The organism is Frankia sp. AiPs1 (assembly GCF_023716945.1).
Classification (GTDB): domain Bacteria; phylum Actinomycetota; class Actinomycetes; order Frankiales; family Frankiaceae; genus Frankia.
The window spans coordinates 1-5744 of sequence record NZ_JAMQQF010000376.1 but is presented as its reverse complement, the minus strand read 5'-3'; the positions used below and the strand labels follow the sequence as shown (position 1 = coordinate 5744).

Below are 5744 nucleotides of genomic sequence, written 5' to 3'. Positions count from 1 at the left end.
GAAGGGCGCCACGCCGAGTCGGTCGAGCTCGCCGATCCCGCCTGGGAACTGCCGGAGTCGGCCGCGCGCAGGGTCGCCGCGCCCGCCGCGCCGCCGTCCACCCAGGGCGGCACGGTGGCCATTCCCGGGGTCCGGCTCGACGCCGTCGGCTGAGATCGCGCCGGGTCCGGACGCCTCGGTGACCTTGCGGCGTTGGGACTGTTGGGGAGGAGGAGGGGAAGCGGATGCTGACAGTACACGCCCGGCTTCTAGTCTGGGCTGGTGGAGGTGGATGAGCCGGTGGCGCCGGCCGAACACCGGCTGGGGCGATCATGACGATCGGCGGACATCTCGCCCGGCCGGACCGGCGGGTGCTGGGGTTGCACGCGATGCTGCTGCGGCTCGCCGGTTTCGTCCCGGACGAGATGGCGGCGGCGGGCCGGGCGTGGCTGGGGGAGGGGCGGGTCACCGACGTGGCGCTGTCCGTGGTGCATCAGGCGACTCTCACGGGCATCCGGCTCCACGCGGAGGATGTCGATCTGCTGACAGGGTCTGTCGGGCGGCTGGGGTGAATCTGCCGTACGGGGGGCAGCTCAGGGTCGTGGACAGCCTGCCGGAGGCGCCCTACACCTTCGCCTCTTCCGGGCCGGAGCCGTCAGCACATGATTTCGGCGGTCCGCTGATGGACCCCGAACGCCCGGTGGGCCCGCGGGCGGAGGCGGGGACGGGGGCGGATCCCGTGCTCGACGCGTTCTTCGCCGCGATCCGCGCCGGTTCCGCCGGTTCCGCGGGTGCCGCCGGTGCCGCGGTGCGGGCGGTATGGCTGGCCTGGCGGACGCCACTGGAGGATGCCCGGTGGCCGCCGCCGTGGCGGGTGTTCGTCGTCGAGGTGGACGAGATCGGCGACGCGCCGACGGTGGCCGCGTACCTGCAGCAGGTGGTCTCCGCCGCCGGGGCGCCTGAGGCCGGGATCGAGGTGTACGGATCCGCGGCGGATGACGAACTGTGTGACTATCAGATCCAGGCTCGTGAATGGGGCCGTCTGGTCTACGTGCGGGATGCCCGCCCGTCGTTGCGCATGGTTCCGGTCTACGACGACGTCGACGAGGAAGTGCCGAGGATCAGCCCGGACCATCCGCTCCTCGACGACCCCGAGCGCATCCGAGTGCTCGACTATCTGCACGGCGAGCAGTTCCTGGAGCGCACCGAGTTCGACCTCCAGGACGTCGTACGACCTGAGGCCGGCGCGGTGGTTCCCGCGGGCTACGACACCGATGGCCGATGGGTCTGGTTCGGTGCCACCTGGTACTACCTGATGGAGTACGGTCTCGCTCCGGATCCCGAATTTCTCGCTCACATCCGCCAGAGTGGTTACGTCTGTCCTCCGGTGGACGGGGTAGATCGCCGACGCGCCGAGGAGCTGGTGGATTACCCGCCGGATTCGCCGGTCTGGGAAGGCATTCTTTTCAGTCGTGACGGGCGCGGTCACGCGGGAGTACAGGCGGACGGGGGCGGCGACGGTGACTGAGCCGGTGGCGCGGGCCGAGCGCCAGGCGGGGGATGATCTTCTTAGCGCGCGGTGTCACTGGATGCTGCTGCGTCTGTCCGGGTTGGTTTCCGACGAGCTGCTTACCGAGACTCGTGGGTGGCTGGCCGACGGGCGTCACGACGATGTGGCGACCGCGATCGTGCATGCCGCGGTCGCCGCCGATCTTGCTTTGGACTCCGAGGACGTTGTCCTGCTCCAGGAGCTGTATGACCGGGCCCGCCGCCGAAGGAAGTACGTCGACCTGGTGCGGACCGCGGTGCGTGCGGCGCCGCATGCGCTGGCGGACGGCCTCGTGTTCGCCGCGCAGCGCCCTGGCGCATCGGCGACGCCCGCAGCTGGTGAGGCCGCAGCTGGTGAGTCCGGAGCAGGTGAGGCCGGAGCAGGTGAGGTCGAGGCTGTTGAGGTCGGGGCTGGGGACCGGGACGGTGTCCTCGGCGCGCTGATTGCCGAGGTCGAGGCGCTTGCTGCCGTGCGGGTCGTGTGGGTTGCCTGGCGTTCGCCGGCGAACGGGGCTCCCTGGCCTCCGTCTCGTCGGGTGTTCGTGGTCGAGACGGATGATGTTGCCCACCTGCCGGCGCTCGCGGCCCGGCTGCAGCGGGTTCTCGCCGCTGCCGGTGAGTCTGCCCCGCAGGTGGAGGTTCTGCCGACCTGGGGAGAGGTGCCGCCGGCCCGGACGCGGGATGCGCGCGATGTCGGGGCGTTGGTCTACGTGCGCGGTCTGCGCCCGCAGGACCAGGTGGCGCGTTGTCACCTGATGCTGCTGCGGCTCGCTGGTGAGGTGCCGGACGACATGATGACTGAGTGTCGTGCCTGGCTTGCCGAGGGGCGGGTCCTCGAGGTGGCTCGAGCGGTCGTGCATCGGGCGTTTCTTACGGGCATCGAGCTCTATTCGGATGATGCCGCGTTGCTGGTCGGGGTCCGTCGGGCGGGCGGGGCTTCCGTTCCCGCCGCGGAGCAGCTCAGGCTCGTCGAGTCTCCGTATGCGCCGCCCTACCGTTTCGGGTCTGACGGGCCCGAGCGGTCGGCGGTCGGTCCTGGCTGTCCGCCTGCGGATTTGCTGGGTCCGGTGGGCCCGCGGGCGCAGTGGGGGGCGGGGACGGATCCGGTGCTCGATGCGCTGTTCGCGGTGATCCGCTCCGGCGCGGCCGATGCCGTCGGTGCGGGCGGTGTGGCTGGCGTGGCGGTGGCCGTTGGACGACGGCACCCTGTGGCCGCCGCCGCGGCGGGTGTTCGTCGTCGAGGTGGACGAGGTCGGCGACGCGCCGGTGGTGGCCGCGTACCTGCAGCGGGTGCTTGCCGCTGCCGGGGAGCCCGGGGTCGGGATCGAGGTTTTCGGTGGCGCGTTAGAGCATGAGCTGGCCATCTACCACTACTGGGCCCGCGATCGCGGCCGGCTGGTGTACGTGCGGGATGCCCGCCCGTCACTGCTTCTTGCTCCGATCTACGACGAGGTCGACGAGACGGGACCGGGTTTCAGCCCGGACCATCCGCTTCTCGACGATGTCGAACGCGCTCGCGTGCTCGACTATCTGCGTGACTGCGACGCGCTGGTAAACGCCGGCGACGAGTTCGACGAGGACGTGTTGCGACCCGGGGCCGGCGAGATGATCCCGATGGTGTTCTACACCGATGGCCACTGGGTGTGGGCCGAGCCCACCCGGTACTACCTGGCGGAACACCATCTCGCCCCGCATCCCGAATTTCTCGCGCATATCCGCCGCCGCGGTTACGTCTGCCCTCCGGTGGACGAGGTCGATCGTCAGCGTGCCCGCGAGGTGCTCGTTTCCCCGGTCCGGGTGGATAATCTGCCGGCCGCCGAGCGTCCGCAGGAGCGCGGCCCGACAGATGAATGACGGACGACGGAGCAACGACGGCTGTCCCATCGTCGGGGGAAGTACTCGATGAGTCCGTCCGAGTACGGCTAGAATTTGCGGCATGTGTCCCTCCAGATGATCTTTTCGGGGAGGATGTGTGGAGATCTCGGCGATGCGCGCGCGGGCGGAGCAGCTCGCGGCGGATTTCGAGCGGCTCCGGGAGCAGGCGGGCGCCATCCGGGGGCGGATTGCCGAGGCCCGCGGCCGTGGTGTTTCGGAAGACGGGCTGGTGCGGGTGGTCGTCGATCCACGGGGCCGGTTGGAAAGCGTCGAGATCGATCCCCGGGTGTTCCGCCGGCCGGATTCCCGGCGGCTCGCGGCGGAGATTCTCGCGGCCTCGCGGCGGGCCGCTGCGGAGGTGGACCGGAAGGTCGAGGAGGCGTTTGAGGGCCTCGTCTCCGCGGCCGAGATCCGTGACCAGCTCGGTTTCGACGTCGGGGCCGTGCTCGACCGGTTCGACGCGGAGATCGCCGAGATAGCGCCGGCGCGGGAGACACGATGAACGAGACCCTGCTGGACCCCGAACTCGCCGCCGCGGCCGGCCGGCGGATCTCCGCCGCCGCGGCGACCGCGAAGGAGGTCGTGCCCGGCCTCGTCGAACGGGTGCGGGCTGGCTGCGCGGCCCGCCCCTGGGGTGGCGACGCGGCGGGCCGGGCCTGCGACGACGCGTTCAGTTCGATTCCCAGGCTGCTCGACCGGGTCGCCGGCGCGGTCGAAGCAGTCGCGACGTTCGGCGACAACATCGTCCGCGGTGCACAGGGCACGCTGGCCACCGACCTCGCCGCCCGCGACACGATCGTGGCGACAGGCATCCGCTCGGCCTGACGCACCGGCGGCCGGAGTCGGGACCGCCGTCCCGGCCCGCACCGCCCTGGTCGGGCGCCCGGTCGAGGCGTCCCTTCCTCTCGACGGGACGTCGTCCGCCCGACGCGTCCCTCCCTGCGACGTGGGACGGAGGTGCACCGGCCAGTGGGAATGCCCGTTCCCGACTTCGGTGCCTTCTGGAACGTCATCCGGGACGCCATCCTCACCGTCACCGCCGGCTCGGGCTGGCCCGAGGGGGACGAGGACGCCCTCGACGAGCTCGCCGAAGCCTGCACCGCCCTGCAGGAGGCGATGAACGATCTGCTCCTGGACGCCGGCACCGGCGCGACCGAGGTGCTGTCGGTGTGGGGCGGCGACGTCGGCGCGGCGCTGGGGGAGTTCTGGCCGAAGCTGTCCAGCGACCCGGGCGGCCTCACCGACGCGGTGAACAGCGTCTACAAGGCCGCCGCGCAGACCAGCGGGGCCGCCAACGACATCCGCTTCGCCAAGATCAACCTGTGGAGCATGCTCGGCGTCACGATGGCGACGATGTTCGTGCCGCTGATGCTGTCCTTCGTCACCACGCCGGGGGGCGCCATCCTCATGGAGGGCGCGATCGTCAGTGGGGCCCGCCTCAAGGCGATGCAGATCGCCGCCCAGCTCGTCGCCGCCATGGGCAAGAAGGAAGCTATCGAGCTGGCGCTCAACCGGGCCGTCAGCCAGGGCGCCGCGCGCACCGGGATGAACCTTGGCACCCGCGCCCTCGTCAGCAGCGGCGGTCGGACCGCCGCTCGTGATCTCGCGCTCGCGTCGCTACGTGGCAGCCGCAACATGGCCGCCTTCTTCGGTGCCCAGGACGCCGTCGCCCAGATCTGGCTGGCCAGCAGCGGCCACGGCTACCACTTCGACGTCCACGCCCTGGAGAACTCCCTGCTCACGGGCGCGATCGCGGGCGCCGCGAGCCCCGGTGTCCACGGGCTGCTGAACCGGGTTCCGGTGGGCCGCCGCGGCGGATTCGCCGGCCTGGCCGCCGACACCACCCGCGGTGCCCTCGCCATGGCCGCGACTCTCCCCGAGGCCGCCGTTCTCGCCGACCACGCCACCGGCGGTGACAGCCCCTGGCTCCCGGGCGCAGCCGACTTCGCCGTCGCCGCGATCATGGGAGGTGGCCTGCACCTCGGCATGACCGGTGCCTCCGCCGCCGGCAGTCGCCTGGGACGCGCCCTGCTCGACCCGCCGGTCTCCGCCGAACCGCGGCTGGCCACCGGCCGCCGGGGCGTCTACAACGTCACCTCCGCCAAGGGGCCGCGACAGTCCGCCGGCGCGGCGGACCCGCCCACGGTCGTCGAACCCACGAGCGTCATCACCCCGGACGGGACGACCATCCACCCCGCATGGGAACGTCCGCAGCAGTCCCTGACGGACCCCGCGTCCGACGCGCCCGACGGGGCCGCCGCGGCGGAACGCGGAGCGGACCGGGCCGTCACCCGCGCCGAGCGGCGGCCACCGGCGTCGCCTGCGCCGACGATCGGCACACC

At 71.8% G+C, this 5744-nt stretch carries 7 protein-coding genes; 6 read left to right on the top strand and 1 reads right to left on the bottom strand.

Features of this window, described 5'->3' with window-relative positions:
• Positions 1-311 precede the first annotated feature (311 nt).
• The gene (locus ND748_RS23305) at positions 312-551 is read left to right on the top strand and encodes a hypothetical protein (protein WP_251748098.1); all 240 of its coding nucleotides are present in this window, start codon (positions 312-314) and stop codon (positions 549-551) included.
• Positions 548-1507 carry a hypothetical protein gene (locus ND748_RS23300; RefSeq protein ID WP_251748097.1) on the top strand — a complete coding sequence of 320 codons (960 nt, stop codon included), beginning with the start codon at positions 548-550 and terminating at the stop codon, positions 1505-1507. The genes ND748_RS23305 and ND748_RS23300 overlap by 4 nt, the downstream gene beginning before the upstream one ends.
• Here ND748_RS23300 and ND748_RS23295 read toward each other — a convergent pair.
• On the bottom strand, positions 1446-2387 hold the full coding sequence (locus ND748_RS23295) for a hypothetical protein (protein ID WP_251748096.1): 942 nt from the start codon (positions 2385-2387) through the stop codon (positions 1446-1448). The two genes, ND748_RS23300 and ND748_RS23295, sit on opposite strands and share 62 nt — an antisense overlap.
• A gap of 367 nt (positions 2388-2754) precedes the next feature.
• Here ND748_RS23295 and ND748_RS23290 point away from each other — a divergent pair, with 367 nt between their 5' ends.
• The 4 genes from ND748_RS23290 to ND748_RS23275 all read left to right on the top strand — a co-directional run.
• Complete coding sequence (locus ND748_RS23290) at positions 2755-3381, top strand: hypothetical protein (protein WP_251748095.1); 627 nt, start codon at positions 2755-2757, stop codon at positions 3379-3381.
• 118 nt (positions 3382-3499) lie between these two features.
• Entirely contained in the window at positions 3500-3904 is a 405-nt protein-coding gene (locus ND748_RS23285; RefSeq protein WP_251748094.1) for a YbaB/EbfC family nucleoid-associated protein, read from the top strand.
• Complete coding sequence (locus ND748_RS23280) at positions 3901-4227, top strand: hypothetical protein (RefSeq protein WP_251748093.1); 327 nt, start codon at positions 3901-3903, stop codon at positions 4225-4227. The genes ND748_RS23285 and ND748_RS23280 overlap by 4 nt, the downstream gene beginning before the upstream one ends.
• Before the next feature lie 144 nt (positions 4228-4371).
• The coding region (locus tag ND748_RS23275) for a hypothetical protein (RefSeq protein ID WP_251748092.1) at positions 4372-5744 on the top strand (1373 nt) is incomplete at its 3' end.

Coding starts and splice junctions, on each gene's coding strand:
- ND748_RS23280 (WP_251748093.1), top strand. CDS start 3,901: ATGAACGAGACCCTGCTGGACCCCGAACTCGCCGCCGCGGCCGGCCGG.
- ND748_RS23305 (WP_251748098.1), top strand. CDS start 312: ATGACGATCGGCGGACATCTCGCCCGGCCGGACCGGCGGGTGCTGGGG.
- ND748_RS23295 (WP_251748096.1), bottom strand. CDS start 2,387: ATGCACGACCGCTCGAGCCACCTCGAGGACCCGCCCCTCGGCAAGCCA.